The organism is Stenotrophomonas sp. ZAC14D2_NAIMI4_7, assembly GCF_003086675.1.
Classification (GTDB): domain Bacteria; phylum Pseudomonadota; class Gammaproteobacteria; order Xanthomonadales; family Xanthomonadaceae; genus Stenotrophomonas.
The window spans coordinates 3,042,924-3,059,200 of sequence record NZ_CP025995.1 but is presented as its reverse complement, the minus strand read 5'-3'; the positions used below and the strand labels follow the sequence as shown (position 1 = coordinate 3,059,200).

At 69.0% G+C, this 16,277-nt stretch carries 15 protein-coding genes; 10 read left to right on the top strand and 5 right to left on the bottom strand.

Features of this window, described 5'->3' with window-relative positions; translation table 11 throughout:
* Positions 1-203: 203 nt before the first annotated feature.
* The 4 genes from C1922_RS14080 to def all read right to left on the bottom strand — a co-directional run bounded on the left by C1922_RS14080 (position 204) and on the right by def (position 4,831).
* On the bottom strand, positions 204-1,916 hold the full coding sequence (locus tag C1922_RS14080) for a glycosyltransferase family 39 protein (RefSeq protein WP_108750322.1): 1,713 nt from the start codon (positions 1,914-1,916) through the stop codon (positions 204-206).
* A 22-nt stretch (positions 1,917-1,938) separates the two neighbouring features.
* Positions 1,939-3,270 carry a 16S rRNA (cytosine(967)-C(5))-methyltransferase RsmB gene (gene rsmB / locus C1922_RS14075; protein WP_108750321.1) on the bottom strand — a complete coding sequence of 444 codons (1,332 nt, stop codon included), beginning with the start codon at positions 3,268-3,270 and terminating at the stop codon, positions 1,939-1,941.
* A gap of 3 nt (positions 3,271-3,273) precedes the next feature.
* On the bottom strand, positions 3,274-4,197 hold the full coding sequence (gene fmt, locus C1922_RS14070) for a methionyl-tRNA formyltransferase (RefSeq protein ID WP_108750320.1): 924 nt from the start codon (positions 4,195-4,197) through the stop codon (positions 3,274-3,276).
* A gap of 121 nt (positions 4,198-4,318) precedes the next feature.
* Positions 4,319-4,831 (bottom strand): peptide deformylase, encoded by a 513-nt coding sequence (def, locus tag C1922_RS14065; protein WP_108750319.1) that lies wholly within the window; start codon positions 4,829-4,831, stop codon positions 4,319-4,321.
* 129 nt (positions 4,832-4,960) lie between these two features.
* Here def and C1922_RS14060 point away from each other — a divergent pair, with 129 nt between their 5' ends.
* The 9 genes from C1922_RS14060 (at position 4,961) to C1922_RS14020 (ending at position 15,118) form a co-directional block, all read left to right on the top strand.
* Complete coding sequence (locus C1922_RS14060; RefSeq protein WP_108750318.1) at positions 4,961-6,088, top strand: LysM peptidoglycan-binding domain-containing protein; 1,128 nt, start codon at positions 4,961-4,963, stop codon at positions 6,086-6,088.
* Between the two features lie 89 nt (positions 6,089-6,177).
* Positions 6,178-7,299: a DNA-processing protein DprA gene (gene dprA, locus C1922_RS14055; protein WP_108750317.1), complete on the top strand. Its 1,122-nt coding sequence runs from the start codon at positions 6,178-6,180 to the stop codon at positions 7,297-7,299.
* A gap of 43 nt (positions 7,300-7,342) precedes the next feature.
* On the top strand, positions 7,343-7,816 hold the full coding sequence (locus tag C1922_RS14050) for a DUF494 family protein (RefSeq protein ID WP_108750316.1): 474 nt from the start codon (positions 7,343-7,345) through the stop codon (positions 7,814-7,816).
* A 40-nt stretch (positions 7,817-7,856) separates the two neighbouring features.
* Positions 7,857-8,603, top strand: coding sequence for a GYF domain-containing protein (locus C1922_RS20820; protein WP_108750315.1), 747 nt, complete (start codon positions 7,857-7,859; stop codon positions 8,601-8,603).
* Positions 8,604-8,650: 47 nt separating this feature from the next.
* The gene (locus C1922_RS14040; protein ID WP_108750314.1) at positions 8,651-9,580 is read left to right on the top strand and encodes an RDD family protein; all 930 of its coding nucleotides are present in this window, start codon (positions 8,651-8,653) and stop codon (positions 9,578-9,580) included.
* Positions 9,581-9,795: 215 nt separating this feature from the next.
* The gene (locus C1922_RS14035) at positions 9,796-12,270 is read left to right on the top strand and encodes a DNA topoisomerase I (RefSeq protein WP_108750313.1); all 2,475 of its coding nucleotides are present in this window, start codon (positions 9,796-9,798) and stop codon (positions 12,268-12,270) included.
* Positions 12,271-12,342: 72 nt separating this feature from the next.
* Positions 12,343-12,933 carry a Sua5/YciO/YrdC/YwlC family protein gene (locus tag C1922_RS14030; protein ID WP_108750312.1) on the top strand — a complete coding sequence of 197 codons (591 nt, stop codon included), beginning with the start codon at positions 12,343-12,345 and terminating at the stop codon, positions 12,931-12,933.
* Between the two features lie 43 nt (positions 12,934-12,976).
* On the top strand, positions 12,977-13,672 hold the full coding sequence (locus C1922_RS14025; RefSeq protein ID WP_108751607.1) for a hypothetical protein: 696 nt from the start codon (positions 12,977-12,979) through the stop codon (positions 13,670-13,672).
* A 720-nt stretch (positions 13,673-14,392) separates the two neighbouring features.
* Positions 14,393-15,118, top strand: coding sequence for a hypothetical protein (locus C1922_RS14020; protein WP_108750311.1), 726 nt, complete (start codon positions 14,393-14,395; stop codon positions 15,116-15,118).
* Between the two features lie 58 nt (positions 15,119-15,176).
* Here C1922_RS14020 and C1922_RS14015 read toward each other — a convergent pair whose 3' ends face one another.
* A complete protein-coding gene (locus C1922_RS14015) occupies positions 15,177-15,953 on the bottom strand; it encodes an SDR family oxidoreductase (protein ID WP_108750310.1) in 777 nt (258 codons plus the stop codon).
* Positions 15,954-16,062: 109 nt separating this feature from the next.
* On the opposite strand from C1922_RS14015, the gene C1922_RS14010 reads away from it, so the two are divergent.
* Positions 16,063-16,269 (top strand): hypothetical protein, encoded by a 207-nt coding sequence (locus C1922_RS14010; protein WP_108750309.1) that lies wholly within the window; start codon positions 16,063-16,065, stop codon positions 16,267-16,269.
* The last annotated feature ends 8 nt before the right edge of the window (positions 16,270-16,277 follow it).

Below are 16,277 nucleotides of genomic sequence, written 5' to 3'. Positions count from 1 at the left end.
GGGCCACGCCGTGGCGCCCCCCGCTGGGAGCTGCCAGCACGGTACCGGCCCGCGCGTCCTTGTTGTCTGGTGAAGCTGCCACGTTCAGAGCGATCACTGCGTTCCTGCGGAAATTCCGGAAGCGTGGCCAAGCCACCCCCGCCCTTACCTTTTACTGTGTTTGCAGCCTGCTGGGCAGTCTGGACACAGCAGACTGCGAACGCCTACTCATCATCCTGCATCTGCCGTTCACGTTCGCGCTCGGCGGCATTGGACACACAGCGCCCCTGCACTGCCGTGGCCGGCACCAACCACCAACGCCGGCGGTTGGCGATACCGGCCAGTTCGGCCTGGCTGCGGTCGATACAGGGCAGCAGGGCGTCTTCCAGTACCAGCAGCCAGCGTCGTTCCGGGGCCAACTGCTGCCAGCGCACGCCGGCCCCCAGCTGTTCGTCCCAATGCACCTTGAAGCCGAACGTCGCCGCCGGGCGATCGGCCATCAGCAGGTTCTGCTCCTTCCACGCCACCAGGCCCAGCTCGGCCTGCGGGCCAATGCGCTGGCCGGCGGCCTGCATCAGGCCCCGCGCCGAGCTGGAATCGTTCAACAGCGGGTAGCCCACCAGGCTGTACAGCACCCAGATCACGGTGAGCGTGGAGACCAGCGCCATGTGCCAGCGGCGGCGGCCGAACAGCAGCAGGCTGGCCACGGCCCAACCGCCCATGGCCAATGCGGCCCAGGCCAACTGGTCCATCACCCCCGGCGCCATGCCACGCGCCTGCTGCAGGCGCACTTCGAAGCCGGGCTCGCCCAGCAGCGCGGCGATGCCGCCGCCCAGGGTGACCACGGCCAGCAGCAGGGTGAAGGCGCCCAGCAGCCACTGCACATCGCGCCGGCGCAGCAGGCCGGGCAGCAGCGGCGCCAGCGCCAGGCAGAACATCGGCAGCGACGGCAGGATGTAGACATCGCGCTTGCCGTTGGGAATGGAGAAGAACAGCACGATCAGCGCCCACCAGCCCAGCAGCAGCAGGTACCGCGCATCACGCCGCTGCAGGCGCCGGCGCCAGGCCGGAATCGCCCACGGCACCAGCAGGAACGCCGGGATCCACATCGACGGCATGGTGCCCAGGAAGTACCACCAGGGCTGGTGGTGGTCCCAGGACTGGGCGTAACGCTTGGCCGTCTGCCGGAAGAGGATGTCGTTCATGTACGCCTGGTACTCGCCCGACTTTGTGGCCAGCGCGGTCAGCACCATCGGCAGCAGCCACAGCGCCACGGCCAGCAGGAACGCCAGCGGCGCCAGCCAGAACCGCACATCACGCACATGCAGGCGCACTCGCGGCCAATCCAGCGCCGAGGCGATGGCCGCCGGCACGATCATCAGCAGGGCGATCACCCCCACGCCCTTGGTGATCACCCCGATGCCGGCGAAGAACCAGCCCAGCCACCACCAGCGCCAGGCCGGGCCCAGCAGCAGGTGGCGCAGCAGGCCGTAGTTGGCCAGGGTGATGAACAGCACCACCAGCGGGTCGATCTGCGCTTTCTTCGACTGGAAGGTGAACTGCAGCGCGAACAGCAGCGCCCAGCCCGCGTACAGGCCCACGCGCCGCGTCCACAGCCGGCGGCCCAGGTCGACCACGCACCACAGCGTGCCCAGCGCAGCGATCAGCGAGGGCAGCAGGAAGGCGACCCGCCAGTTGCCGATCACGCTGTACAGGGTGGCCTGCCACCACATCAGCATCGGCGGCTTGTCCGAATACAGCTCCAGGCCCCGGTGCGGGAACAGCCAGTCGCCGCTTTCCACCATCTGCTTGGCCACCAGGGCAAAGCGCGGTTCGTCCGAGGGCCACGGATCGCGCAGGCCCAGGCCGGCGCCCAGCACCAGCAGCGCCATCACTACGAACAGCCACGTCTCGCGTGATGCGCGGGTTTTCAACATGGGAACTCGGCGATTGAAAAAGTCAGGCTGTTTTTAACAGACGCGCGTAGAAAAATCCGTCAGCGTCATCGCTTCCGGGCAGGCGCTGGCGGGCAATGCCCTCACAATCCAGTCCGAAAGCGTCACCCAGCGGCGCGGCCTGTGCGTCCGGGTGCCACTTCAGGAAGGCACGAACCTGGTCCACGTTCTCGGCCCGCAGGATCGAGCAGGTGGCGTACAGCAGCACGCCGCCGGGGCGCAGCATCGACCAGCAGGCCTCCAGCAGGCGGGCCTGCACCCCCACCAGCGCCTCGATGTCCTCGGCCCGGCGGTGGAACATCACGTCCGGCTGGCGGCGGATCACACCGGTGGCCGAGCACGGGGCATCCAGCAGGATGGCGTCGAACAGCGTGCCATCCCACCAGGCGGCGGTATCGCTGGCGTCGGCCACCTGGGTCTGCGCGCCCTCGCCTACCCCTGTGCGGGCGTAGGTATCGCGCGCGCGCGCCAGGCGCCGGGCATCGATGTCCAGCGCCAGCAGGCGCAGGCTGGGGTCGCGTTCCAGCAGGTGGGCGGACTTGCCGCCCGGCGCCGCGCAGGCGTCGAGCACCCGCGCACCCGGCGGCGGCGCCAGCGCGTCGGCGGCGCATTGCGCCGACAGGTCCTGCACCGACAGCGCGCCGTCGGCAAATCCCGGAAGCTGGTTCACCGGCACCGGCGCGGCCAGGCGCAGGGCGTCGCTGCACAGGGCGCTGGGTTCGGCGGCAATGCCGGCCTCGGCCAGCGCGGCCAGTGCCTTGTCACGCCCGCCCTGCTGGCGGTTGGCGCGCAGCCACAGCGGCGCCGGCTGCAGGCTGGCGTCGAAGATGGCGCCGGCCTGTTCCGGCCAGTCGCGCTCGATGGCCTGTGCCAGCCAGTCCGGGAACGCGTCGCGGGCCGGCTGCTGCGGGAAGCCTTCGCGCTGGGCGCGGCGCAGGATGGCGTTGACCAGCCCGGCCTGGCGCTCGCGGCCCAGTGCGCGCGCGGCGTCCACCGTGGCCGACAGCGCAGCATGGGCCGGCAGCTCCAGCACGTCCAGCTGGGCAAAGCCCACCATCAGCAGCGTGCGCAGATCGGCATCGCGTGCCGACAGCGGCTTCTGCATCCAGCCCTGCAGGGCGGCATCGTAGGTGCTGCGACGGCGCAGCACGGCAAAGCACAGGGCTTCCAGCAGGGCGCGGTCGCGGGTGTCGGCCAGCTTGGGCAGCGCCCAGGCCAGCTCGGCCTTCAGCGAACGGCCGCGGGTGAACACCTGGGCCAGCACGCGCGCTGCCAGCATGCGGGTGGCCGCGCCCGGGGCGGCCTTGGCTACCGAAAAATCGTTCTGCTTGCCCACCGATTACACCCCTGCGCGCAGATCGCGGCGCGCGTTGAGGTAATCGGCGGCGGTGATCGCCTTGCCGCCCTCGCGCTGCAGCACGCGCAGGCGCAGCGCGCTCTGGCCGCAGGCGATGTCGATGCCTTCCCGGCCCGCCGCCAGCACCGTGCCCGGGGCCTGGCCATGGGCCAGGTCCAGCGCCACCGCGCCGTGGATGCGCACGCGCTCGCCGGCCAGCGTGGCCTCGGCAATCGGCCACGGGTTGAAGGCCCGCACGGTACGCGCCAGCACGTCGGCCGGCTGCGCCCAGTCCAGCTTGGCCTCGGCCTTGTCCAGCTTGTGCGCGTAGGTCACGCCCTGTTCCGGCTGCGGCCGCGCCACCGGCTTGATGCCGGCACGCAGCAGGCCCAGCCCATCGGACAGCACCTGTGCGCCCAGTTCGGCCAGCTTGTCGTGCAGCTGGCCGCCGGTATCGGTGGCGGCGATCGGCAGTTCCTGGTGCAGCAGCACCGGGCCGGTATCCAGGCCGGCTTCCATCTGCATCAGGCACACGCCGGTGCTGGCATCGCCGGCCTGGATCGCGCGCTGGATCGGCGCGGCACCGCGCCAGCGGGGCAGCAGCGAGGCATGCACGTTCCAGCAGCCGTGCGTCGGAATGGTCAGCACCGCCTTGGGCAGGATCAGGCCATAGGCCACCACCACCATCAGGTCCGGCTGCAGATCGCGCAACTGCTGCTGGGCCGCTGCATCCTTCAGGGTTTCCGGCTGGTACACCGGAATGCCGCGGGCCACCGCTTCCAGCTTCACCGGCGACGGTGCCAGGCCGCGGCCGCGGCCGGCCGGGCGGTCCGGCTGGGTGTATACCGCCACGACTTCATGGTGACGGGCAGCGGCGCGCAGCGACGACACTGCGAATTCCGGCGTACCGGCAAAGACAATCCTCATGGCGACCCCACTTGCAGGATGATTTCATGCAGAAAAAAGAACGGCGCCCATATCCGGCGCCGTGCGGCCCGCGCGCAGTGCGCAGGCACGGACCGGCGCAGCGGCCGGCCCGGCGTGGCGATCACGCCACGTGCTTGCGCTGTTTGGCCAGCTTCTTGCGCACCATCTCGCGCTTCAGCGGCGACAGATAGTCGATGAACAGCTTGCCGTCCAGGTGGTCCATCTCGTGCTGCACGCAGACCGCCAGCAGGCCGTCGGTGGTCAGCTCCTGCGGCTGGCCCTGGCGGTCCAGGAACTTCACGGTGATGGAGTCGGCACGGGTGACGTCGGCGAAGATGCCCGGCACCGACAGGCAGCCTTCCTGGTACACCTGGCCCCCGTCCTTGGCGACGATTTCCGGGTTGATGAACACCCGCGGTTCGTTCTTCTCTTCGCTCACGTCAATGACCATGAAGCGCTTGTGCACGTCCACCTGGCTGGCGGCCAGGCCGATGCCGGGGGCTTCGTACATGGTATGGAACATGTTGTCGATCAGTTCCTGGAAGGCCGGCGTGGTGACCTCGGTGGCCTCGATCAGGGCCGCCTTGGTGCGCAGGCGCGGGTCGGGGAACTCAAGAATGGGGAGCAGTGCCATGGCAGTTTCCGGGTTGGGGGCCGGGGCAACGCCGGCATACGTCGCAGATTCTATCTGCAACGCTTGCCTTGCGCCCCGGTTTCTGGACTATAGTGCGCCAACCTGTTGGGGAATCAGGGCTTCGCACCTATGTTGCTTCGTTTTCGTACGGTCGTCGCCGCGGCGATGCTGACCGTGGCTGCCTATGCTACCGCCGTTGAAGTGAATGGCGGGCACCCGGACACCTATGTAGTCCGCAAAGGGGACACGCTGTGGGACATTGCAGGCAGATTCCTGCAGAAGCCCTGGCTCTGGCCCGAGATCTGGCAAGCCAATCCGCAGATTGCCAATCCGCACCTGATCTATCCGGGTGACGTGCTCAGCCTGGCCTACCTGGACCGCGTGACGGCCAAGCCCGGCCCGCGCCAGGAAGCGCCCGTGACCGGCGTACCGCTGGCCCAGGTCGAGCCGTTCCTGAAGCAGCTCAGCGTGGTGGACAGCATTGAAGGCCTGCCCTACGTGGTTGGCCTGGAAGACAACCGCCTGCGTGCCACCGGCGGCCAGACCGCCTATGTCCGCCTGGCCGACGCCCAGCCGGGCCAGCGCTGGGCCGTGGTCCGCCCGACCGTGCGCTACGCCCAGCCCAAGCCCACCGAGGACCTGACCGCCAACGGCGACGTGACCCCGGGCAGCGGCAACCTGTGGAAGGCCTTCAATGCGCCCAACCACCGCCGCGGCGTGCTGGGTTACGAACTGGCCCAGGTCGGCCTGGGCACCATCACCCAGGTGGCCGGCGAGAAGACCGAAGCCTCTACCCTGGTGCTGGACAGCAACGCCAACGGCCGCGAAGTGCGTGCCGGCGACCGCCTGGTGCCGGTGGAAGCGCAGCCGTACGACCTGCAGTTCTTCCCGCACGTGCCGGCGGCCAGCGTGGAAGGCGTGGACGTGCGCGTGCTGGCGGTCACCGACATGTTCGATGCCGGCGGCCCGCGCGATGTCATCGCCATTTCCGCCGGCAAGGCACAGGGCGTGGACAACGGCACGGTGTTCTCGCTGTGGCGTCAGGGCAGCCATGTGGCCCACCGCATGAAGTACCCGAACTCCTCGCGCATGGACGATTCGCGCAGCACCGGCGCTGGCCGGGTCACGCTGCCGGACGAGTACGCCGCGCATGCCATGGTGTTCCGCACCTTCGACAACGTCAGCTATGCGCTGGTGATGCAGGGCGTGAAGCCGGTGAAGGTCGGCTACAGCGCGCTGCACCCGGACGCGAAGTAAGGGCGCGCCGGGCACGCCCGGCATCCCCTGACACGCACACGCGACGGCGCCCTAGGGCGCCGTTGCTGTATGTGGCCGATAGTCGGCCGATGGATGAAACCCTCGCATTGTTGACCCTGGTGCTGGCCGAAGGGCCGCTGGCGCCGCGCCGCGCGTTGCTGCGCAGCGCCGGAACGGCCCGTGCCGCGCTGGCGCTGGGCGTTGCCGGCTGGCGCGCCCACGGCTGCACGCCCGCACAGTGTGCCGCGCTGCAGGGCCCGGATCCCCGCGCGCTGGCCACCGCCCAGCACTGGCTGCAGGCGCCGGCGCAGCGCCTGCTGGCCTGCACCGACCCGGTTCTACCGCCGTTGCTGCAGGACCTGCCGAATCCGCCACTGGCGCTGTTCGTGGCCGGTGACCCCAGCCTGGCGTGGCGGCCCTCGGTGGCGGTGGTCGGCAGCCGCTCGCCCACGCCCGGCGGACGCGCACTGGCCGCGCGGTTCGCCAGCTGTTTCGCCGAGGCCGGCCTGGCCGTCAGCAGCGGCCTGGCCGCCGGCATCGACGCGGCCGCCCACACCGCAGCGCTGGATGCCGGCGGCTGCACCGTGGCGGTGATCGCCACCGGGCCGGACCTGGCCTATCCGCCCGGCAACGCCCGGCTGCAGGCCCGCATTGCCGCCGAAGGCGTGGTCCTGAGCGAGTACCCACCCGGCATGCCGGCGCGGCCCGGCCAGTTCCCGGCGCGCAACCGGCTGGTGGCCGGGCTGGCCCTGGCCACGGTGGTGGTCGAGGCGGCGCACCGCTCCGGCGCGCTGATCACCGCCCGGCTGGCGGCCGAGGCCGGGCGCGAGGTCTGCGCGGTGCCCGGTTCGGTGCTGAACCCGCGCGCGGCCGGCTGCCACCGGCTGATCCGCGACGGCGCCGCCCTGGTCGAGCGCCCCGAGGAGGTGCTGGAGCTGCTGGCCCCGGCCCTGCGCCAGCAGCTGCCGGACTTGCAAAGCCGGCTGGCGGCCCCCACTGAACAGGCAGTCTCGACAGCCTTGCCGGCGCACTGGGCCGGTGACCGCAACTACCAGACCTTGTGGCGCGCGCTGGACCACGACCCAATCAGTATGGATTCATTGATCACGCGCTGTGGATTGACGGCGCCGGAGGTGTCCTCCATGCTGCTGGCCATGGAACTGGCGGGAATCGTGGTGTGCGTACACGGCCGCTACTGTCGAACTCCCTAGTTTCTTCACCTCCACAGCGTCGCCCGACGCAGGCCGAGGGGCAATGAAAGAGAGCATCCTGGACGTACTGCTGTACCTGTTTGAACACTATTTCAGCGAAGATGCTGACCTGATCCGTGATCGCGACTCGCTGCAGAATGGCCTGATACAGGCCGGTTTCAGCCCTACCGAGATCAACAAGGCGTTCGACTGGCTCGACGCGTTGGCCGCCCAGCGGCCCAGCGTGGCGCAGGCCCGGGTCGATGGCCCCGTGCGCATCTACCACGGCCCCGAGCTGGACAAACTGGACGTGGAATGCCGCGGTTTCCTGCTTTATCTGGAACAGCACGGCATCCTCGATGCCGACCAGCGCGAGCTGGTGCTGGACCGTGCCATGGCCCTGGACCAGGACGAACTGGACCTGGATGACCTGAAATGGGTGGTGCTGATGGTGCTGTTCAACCAGCCCGGCGCCGAGGCGGCCTACGCCTGGATGGAAACCCAGATGTTCGTGGACGAGCCAGAACCGCTGCACTGACCGTACACTTGGGGGCCGTGCGCATTCAGGAGCGTCCCCCGTGAGTGAGTGGTTCCATGCAGAAGGCAATCGCCAGCAAGGCCCGTTGCCTGCGGAACAGTTGATCGCGCTGTTCCGCAGCAACCAGATCAACCTGGACACCCTGGTGTGGCGCGATGGCTTGCCGCAATGGCAGCCGCTGCGCAGCGTGGTCGATGAGCTGGGCCTGATCGTGCCGGCGATGGATGCACCGGCATCGGTCGAACCGCCGCTCCCGCCGGCACCGCCGGAAGTTCCGCTGCCGCCTACCCTGCCACCGGCCACGCCCTACGCCGCCGCTCCGGCCATGGCCGCACCGCCGCCGAAGAAGGGCCTTTCCGGCTGCGCCATCACCGCCATCATCGGCGGCGGCCTGCTGCTGATCCTGGTGCCGATCTGCGCCATCCTGGCCGCGATCGCACTGCCGGCCTACAACGACTACACGCTCAAGGCCAAGGTGGCCGGTGCGATCACCGCGCTGCAGCCGCTGAAGGACCAGGTACAGCACTTCGCCGACGACGAGGGGCGCTGCCCCGGTGCCAATGATGCCGGCTTCCCCGGCGCAGGCGATTTCGCCGCGCAGGGCCTGTCGGCCGTGCATATCGGCCGCTTCAACAATGGCCACTGCGGCATCGAAGCCACGTTGTCGGTGCCGGGCAAGACCATCGACGGCGATCTGCTGTGGCAGGAATACGACCGCGACAGCGGCCGTTGGGAATGCAGCGGCGAGAGCGACGACAAGTACCTGCCCGTCGCCTGCCGCGGCTGAACGGCACAGGCCTCCACAACCAAGGACGACCCAACAGGGGACATGCAATGACCGAGTGGTACTACGCAGAAGGACAGCAGCGGCAGGGGCCGCTGCCGGTAGCCGAGATCCGCCAGCGCTTCCAGCGCGGCCAGCTGACCCTGGACACCCTGGTCTGGCGCGAGGGCATGGGCCAGTGGGCCGCCCTGCGCCAGGTGGTGGACGAGCTGGGCCTGCAGACCCTGGCCGATGCCAGCACGGCCACCGCCAGCGGCGGTTTCGACCTGCGTAGCGACTACGCGGCCATCGACAACGGCACCGCGCCGCTGCCCGGCACCGGCGTGCTCAGCAGCTCGCCCTACGCCGCCCCCGGCGCAGGCGGTGGCGACTACAGCCAGCCCGTACAGGGCGGCGAGATCGTCTATGCCGGCTTCTGGAAGCGCTTTGCCGCCTACCTGATCGACTACTTCGTGCTGCTGATCCCCAGCTGGATCGTCGGCGCCATCCTGGGCGTGGGCATCGGCGCGGGCATGGGCGCGGCCGGCAGCGGCGGCACGGCGGCGGAAGTGACCGCGCAGCTGGTCAGCGGCTTGGCCGGCCTGGTCATTTCCCTGGCCTACTACGGCTGGTTCCACGCCTCGCGTGGCGGCGCTACCCTGGGCAAGATGGCCATCGGCATCAAGGTGGTGCGCGGCAACGGCGAACGCCTGACCCTGGGCCGCAGTATCGGCCGCTACTTCGCCACCATCCTCAGCAGCCTGACCCTGATGATCGGCTACCTGATGGCCGCCTTCACCGACCGCAAGCAGGCCCTGCATGACCTGATCTGCGACACCGTGGTGGTGGACCGCTGGGCCTTCAGCGACCAGCCGCACCTGCAGCGCCACGAGCTGGGCACGGTGACCGTGGTGGTGCTGGTGATCGGCGGCCTGCTGATGCTGGCCGGCTTTGCGGTGATGATCTTCGCCATCGGCATGATCGCCAAGATGGCCGGCTGACCGGCCCTGCCCGGGCGGCCTGCAGGCGGCGGTCATCACGCCGTGCTGCTTGACACCGGCCGCCCGGACATGATTCCTCTAATAAGGAAACCTGAACGCCCGGCACACTACCGGGCGTTCAGTTTATGGAATTTCCCGTGGCCGCTTCACTAATGCGGCCGTTTGCTCCACCCTAGCGGCCCCTTCCCCCGGTCCGCCCACAGACCTCTCCCGACATGCCCAAGCACCTGCTCATCGTCGAATCGCCGGCCAAGGCCAAGACGATCAACAAATACCTCGGCAAGGACTACACCGTCCTGGCCTCGTATGGGCATGTGCGCGACCTGATTCCGAAGGAAGGCGCGGTCGACCCGGACAACGGGTTCGCCATGCACTACGACGTGATCGACAAGAACGAAAAGCACGTCGATGCCATCGCCAAGGCCGCCAAGGGCGCCGATGACATCCTGCTGGCGACCGACCCGGATCGCGAAGGCGAGGCGATCAGCTGGCATATTGCCGAGATCCTGAAGGAACGCGGGCTGGTCAAGGACAAGCCGATGCAGCGGGTGGTGTTCACCGAGATCACCCCGCGCGCCATCAAGGAAGCGATCAACCAGCCGCGCGCCATCGCCAGTGACCTGGTGGATGCGCAGCAGGCGCGCCGCGCGCTGGATTACCTGGTCGGTTTCAACCTGTCGCCGGTGCTGTGGCGCAAGGTGCAGCGCGGCCTGTCCGCCGGCCGCGTGCAGAGCCCGGCGCTGCGCATGATCGTCGAGCGCGAGGAAGAGATCGAAGCCTTCATCGCCCGCGAATACTGGTCCATCGGCGCCGAGTGCGCGCACCCGTCGCAGCACTTCAACGCCAAGCTGATCAAGCTGGACGGGCAGAAGTTCGAACAGTTCACCGTGACCGACGGCGACACCGCCGAGGCCGCGCGCCTGCGTATCCAGCAGGCCGCGCAGGGTTCGCTGCACGTGACCGACGTGGCCAGCAAGGAGCGCAAGCGCCGCCCGGCCCCGCCGTTCACGACCTCCACCCTGCAGCAGGAAGCCTCGCGCAAGCTCGGCTTCACCACCCGCAAGACCATGCAGGTGGCGCAGAAGCTGTATGAAGGCGTGGCCATCGGCGACGAAGGCACCGTCGGCCTGATTTCCTACATGCGTACCGACTCGGTGAACCTGTCGCAGGATGCGCTGGCCGAGATCCGCGACGTGATCGCCCGTGATTACGGCATCGCCTCGCTGCCCGACCAGCCCAACACCTACCAGACCAAGTCGAAGAACGCCCAGGAAGCGCACGAAGCGGTGCGCCCCACCTCGGCCCTGCGCACGCCGGCGCAGGTGTCGCGCTTCCTGACCGACGACGAGCGCAAGCTCTACGAGCTGATCTGGAAGCGTGCGGTGGCCTGCCAGATGATTCCGGCCACGCTCAACACCGTCAGCGTGGACCTGTCCGCCGGCAGCGAGCACGTGTTCCGCGCCAGCGGCACCACCGTGGTGGTGCCCGGCTTCCTGGCCGTGTACGAGGAAGGCAAGGACAACAAGAGCGCCGAGGACGAGGACGAAGGCCGCAAGCTGCCGGCGATGAAGCCCGGCGACCGCATCCCGCTGGAACGCATCCTGGCCGAACAGCATTTCACCCAGCCGCCGCCGCGCTACACCGAAGCGGCGCTGGTGAAGGCGCTGGAAGAGTACGGCATCGGCCGTCCCTCGACCTACGCCTCGATCATCCAGACCCTGCTGTTCCGCAAGTACGTGGAAATGGAAGGTCGCAGCTTCCGCCCGTCCGACGTCGGCCGTGCCGTGTCCAAGTTCCTGTCCAGCCACTTCACCCAGTACGTGGACTACGACTTCACCGCAAAGCTTGAGGACGAGCTCGACGCCGTCTCACGCGGCGAGGAAGAGTGGATTCCGCTGATGGCCCGCTTCTGGGAGCCGTTCAAGGAACTGGTGGAAGACAAGAAGGAATCGGTCGACCGCGCCGAGGCCAGTGGTGCGCGCGAGCTCGGCACCGACCCCAAGACCGGCAAGCCGGTGAGCGTGCGCCTGGGCCGTTTCGGGCCGTATGCGGCCATCGGCAGCACCGCCGAGGACGCCGAAGAGAAGCCCAAGTTCGCCTCGCTGCGCCCCGGCCAGTCGATGCACACCATTTCTCTGGAAGACGCGCTGGAACTGTTCCTGATGCCGCGCGCGCTGGGTGAGGACAAGGGCGAACCGGTCAGCGTCGGCATCGGCCGCTTCGGTCCGTTCGCCAAGCGTGGCAGCACCTATGCCTCGCTGAAGAAGGAAGACGATCCGTACACCATCGACCTGGCCCGCGCCGTGTTCCTGGTGGAAGAGAAGGAAGAGATCGCGCGCAACCGGATCATCAAGGAGTTCGAGGGCAGCGACATCCAGGTGCTGAACGGCCGTTTCGGCCCGTACATCAGCGACGGCAAGATGAACGGCAAGATCCCCAAGGATCGCGAGCCGGCATCGCTGACCCTGGCCGAAGTGCAGCAGCTGATGGAAGAAACCGGCAAGCCGGTGCGCAAGGGCTTCGGCGCCAAGAAGGCCGCCGCGAAGAAGGCCCCGGCCAAGAAGGCGGCGGTGAAGAAGGAAGCCGCGCCGAAGAAGGCCGCTGCGAAGAAGGCAACGGCGAAAAAGGCCCCGGCCAAGAAAGCGGCCAAGAAGGCCACCAAGAAAGCAGTGAAGAAGGCCGCAAAGTAGTTCCACGCCATGCGTGGATGATTATGCAGAGGGGTGGCAGGTTCCACCCCATCTGCACGCAGTGGGGGGATAATGAACTCCCACGCCGGCCCGGTTGCCGCCATGAAAGAACTCACTCTGGACTCCGCTGTCGCCACCCTGCGTGCCGGCGGCGTGATTGCCTACCCCACCGAAGCGGTGTGGGGGCTGGGCTGCGACCCCTCGCACGAGGCGGCGGTGCACATGGTGCTGCGCCTGAAGCAGCGCCCGATCGAGAAAGGCATGATCCTGGTCGCCGCCGACCTGGCCCAGCTGCAGGGTTGGGTGCGGCTGGACGCCCTGCCCGACGCACGGCAGCGCGCGGTGCTGGCCAGCTGGCCCGGCGCCAACACCTGGATCCTGCCGGCCGGGGCGCGTGCCCAGCCGTGGATCACCGGTGACCACAGCGGCATTGCCGTGCGCATCAGCGCGCACCCGCTGGTGGCCGCGTTGTGCCAGGCCTGGGGTGGCCCGCTGGTGTCCACCAGCGCCAACCTGGCCGGCGAACCGCCCGCGCGTACCCGCCAGGAGCTGGACCCGCGCCTGCTGCGCCTGCTGGACGGCGTGCTGGACGGCGAGACCGGCGGGCTGGCCCAGCCCACCCCGATCCGGGACGCACTCAGTGGAAACGTGCTGCGCTCCTGAGCCGATGATTGCAGCGGCGCCCGGCTTGGCGCACGCTGCGCACATGCACCTGCTACGTTCCACCCTGTGCCTGGCCCTGCTGCTGCCGCTGAGCGCGCTGGCAGCCGATGACGTGCGCATCTATCGCTGCGTGGGCAGCAACGGTGCCGTCGCCCTGCAGGACAAGCCGTGCAGCAGCGGCCGCCAGGAAGTGCGCGACATGCAGCGCCCCAGGGACCCGCCCGCGCGCGTGGTCAGCACCGACGCCGCGCCGCTGGAGCGCACCGATACCCCCGCCCTGCGTGAACGCGAAGTGCGCCATGTGTACGTGCAGCCGCCGCAGCCGATGTACGAATGCGTGGCCGAGGATGGCAGCCGCTATACCAGCGACAGCAACGAGGGCAACCCGCGCTGGGTGACGGTGTGGGGCAACGTCTGGTATCCGCGTGGCCGGCCCGGCCCTGGCTACAGCCCGCACCCCGGCCCGCGCCCGGCCGCCGGCAACAGCATCGGCCCGCCGATCGGCGGCATCGTGCCCGACCGCCGCCCGCCACCGGTCGGCTTCAGCCTGCCGGCCGGCAACGTGCTGGTGCGCGATACCTGCACTCCGTTGCCGGCGCAGGAAGTCTGTTCGCGCCTGCGCGATCGGCGCTGGGAGCTGGACCGCCGCTACAACAGCGCGCTGCAGAGCGAACGCACGGCCATCACCACCGAACAGCGTGGCATTGACGCGCGCCTGGGCCGCGACTGCGGCGGCTGAAGCCCCCCGCGCCGGCGTCATGCGGCCAACCAAGGTTGGCCACTACCGGGGACGCTGCTGCGGCAACGATCTGCCCTGCGGCCAACCAAGGTTCGCCACCACCGGGGGCGCTGCTGCGGCAACGATCTGCCCTGCGGCCAACCAAGGTTGGCCGCCACCGGGGGCGCTGCTGCGGCAACGATCTGCCCTGCGGCCAACCAAGGTTGGCCACTACCGGGGACGCTGCTGCGGCAACGATCTGCCCTGCGGCCAACCAAGGTTGGCCACCACCGGGGGCGCTGCTGCGGCAACGATCTGCCCTGCGGCCAACCAAGGTTGGCCACCACCGGGGGCGCTGCTGCGGCAACGATCTGCCCTGCGGCCAACCAAGGTTGGTCACCACCGGGGACGCTGCTGCGGCAACGATCTGCCCTGCGGCCAACCAAGGTTGGCCACTACCGGGGACGCTGCTGCGGCAACGATCTGCCCTGCGGCCAACCAAGGTTGGCCACTACCGGGGTCGCTGCTGCGGCAACGATCTGCCCTGCGGCCAACCAAGGTTGGCCACTACCGGGGACGCTGCTGCGGCAACGATCTGCCCTGCGGCCAACCAAGGTTGGCCACCACCGGGGGCGCTGCTGCGGCAACGATCTGCCCTGCGGCCAACCAAGGTTGGCCACTACCGGGGGCCCTGCTCTGGTAGCTGCCCACCTTGGTGGGCAGTCGCTGTAGGCTGCTCGCATGAAGAAACTGTTCTGGCTGGCCCTGTGCCTGTTGCCCACCGCAGCCGCGGCCGAGGCACAGGTGATCTATCGCTGCACTGGCAGCAGCGACGTTCCGACCGTGCAGCGCGTGCCCTGCGCGCAGGGCCTGCGGCAGGAGATCGTGCGTCTTCCCGGGTCCGTACCTGCGGCGCCCACACCGCCAGCCGAGCCACCACCCTCGCCGACGCTGCCCAGCGCACCGCCCGTGGCCGAGCCTGCGGCCACAGCGGCGCCGGAACCGGCACAGGCCGGCGAAGAACGCATCATCAGCGAAGCGCGCATGGTCGAGCGCCCCGATGACAACCTGATCCTGGACAGCGCGCAGTTGCCCCGGGCAAACGCGCAGGCGCAGGCCGACGGCAATGCGCCGCCCAAGCCGCCGCTGCCGCCCATCTTCCAGTGCACCGATGCTCAGGGCGGCGGCTACCTGCACGAATACGAGGCCGCACCGGGCCGGTGCGAACTGCTGCAGGTGCAGGGGCTGGGCGGGGTCACCCCGGCCAATGCGGCCAGCTGTGAAGTGGTGACCGACCGCTGCAGCGAAGTCAGTGAAGCGCAGCGCTGCGGCAGTTGGCAGCAGCGCTTCCGCAACGCACGCGGTCGCGAGCGCTTCGCTACGCCGGACAACCGCGATGCCGCACGGAGCGAACGCGAGCGGCTGCAGGCAGTGCTGGCCGCAAGTGATTGCGCCGTGCCCGAGTGAGCCGCTGAGGGGGTCGGAGCCCTTTCGTTTAGAAAGGGATCCGACCCCGGCGAACCCATCAGAACCCGTAGCGCAGGAAGCCGCCATCCACGGCGATGCATTCGCCGGTGACATAGCTCGATGCCGGCAGGCACAGGAAGCCCACTGCGGCGGCCACTTCCTCCGGTTCGCCAATGCGGCCCATGGGCGTGCGCGCGATCACTTCTTCGTAGTAATCGGGGTCGGACAGCGGCCCGGACGTGCGGCGCGTGCGGATGTACCACGGCGCCACCGCGTTCACCCGGATGCCGTCTTCGGCCCACTCCACCGCCAGGTTGCGGGTCATCTGGTGCATGGCCGCCTTGGTCATGCCATACACAACGCCGCTGCGCACATGGGTCAGGCCGGAAACACTGCCGACGTTGACGATGGACGATGCTGCATGCCGCGCCAGCAGCGGGTGCGCATAGCGCGAAAGCTCGAAGGCGGAAAACAGGTTGGTTTCGAAGATGCCGCGCCACTCGTCTTCGGAATACTCGGTGGCCGGCCTGGTGATGTTGCCGCCGGCGTTGTTCACCAGGATGTGCAGGCCATCGCTGTGGTCTTCCACCCAGTCCAGGATCTGCCGGCGGTCTTCGTCGTCGGACACATCGGCCGCCAGCGCGTGCACCTGCATCTGCGGGTGCACATCCAGCAGTTCGTCGCGGGCGGTTTCCAGCATGTCGATGTCGCGGCCCACGATCATCAGGTCGGCGCCGAATCCGGCCAGTTCATGGGCGATGGCCAGGCCGATACCGGCGCTGGCGCCGGTGATCAGCGCGGTCTGCCCGTCCAGGCGCCATCGTTGCTGGGTCATGTGTCCTCCGGGCCGCAGCCGCTGTATTTCGATGCGTAAAGGATACGCGTCACAGCACGCGCCTGCCGACGGTGCGACACTGCGCCATCGCCTACCCTGGAGAGCCGCGATGCGTCTGCTGATTCCACTGTGCCTGTCGGCTGCGCTGCTGGCCGGTTGCCAGCGCCCTGCCCCACCCAACCCTGAAAAGCCGCCGGAGCCGCAGGCGCTGGCCAAGGCGATCAACCAACCCCTGGACCGCGCCAAGGGCGTGCAGCAGACGGTGGACGAGGGCGCCGAACGCGAGCGCCAGGCCGAGGCTGACGCGACGCGGTAATGGGTGGG